Here is an 802-nt window from a genome sequence, read left to right on the forward strand (position 1 = left end):
TATTATAACTATGTCGAGAGGATGGATCGAGAAGAAACAGAACGTGAGGCGCTTAACCGCTATTTGGACGAGCGGATTCTTTTTCATTATCATGATAACCATGGATTTTATGGCAGTCCGCGTATCCACAGAAAAATCCGTGACAGGGATAAGATTAAAGTTTCCGAGAAAAAGGTGACTAATAGAATGAGAGAATTGGGTCTTTACGCGAGTCTGCCGAAAAAGTTCAGGCGTACGACCGATTCCGACCATACTAAGCTGGCCTACCCAAATCAATTAGAACGGGAATTTGAGCCAGAGGCACCAAACCAGGTATGGGCAACGGATATTACCTACATTCATACTGGGGAAGGGTTCTTGTATTTAAACCCAGTCATGGATCTTTATGGCCGAAGGATCATTAGTTATCGGGTGGATGACCATATGAGACACGAGCTCAGTCTGAACGCCTTAAAAGAAGCTCTTGCATTGCGCCGGCCGGGAGAAGGTATGATTCATCACTCTGACAGAGGGTCACAATATTGTTCTAACGCCTATATAAACACATTAAAGAAAGTTGGCGCCCAAATAAGCATGAGCCGAAAAGCAAATCCTTATGACAATGCCTGCATGGAGAGCTTTTTTGCATCTTTAAAGAAGGAATACTTATATAAACACGTATTTGCGACGAAAGCTGAAGCCATTTTAGCCATCCAGTTTTATATCAAATTTTATAACGAGAAGCGCATGCATTCTTCAAATGGCTATTTGAGCCCGAATGAAAAAGAAATGGCCTATGAAAAGGGCCAGCAAACAAGGACCG

Annotated in this window: 1 protein-coding gene; it reads left to right on the forward strand. The window is 42.6% G+C overall.

The annotated features are described in order from the left end of the window. Positions 1–21 precede the first annotated feature (21 nt). On the forward strand, positions 22–802 hold a 781-nt coding region (locus tag IPU53_RS24690; protein ID WP_242698571.1), incomplete at its 3' end, for an IS3 family transposase.

Source organism: Bacillus sp. SD088 (assembly GCF_017355205.1).
In the GTDB taxonomy this organism is placed as follows: Bacteria; Bacillota; Bacilli; order Bacillales; family Bacillaceae_C; genus Lederbergia.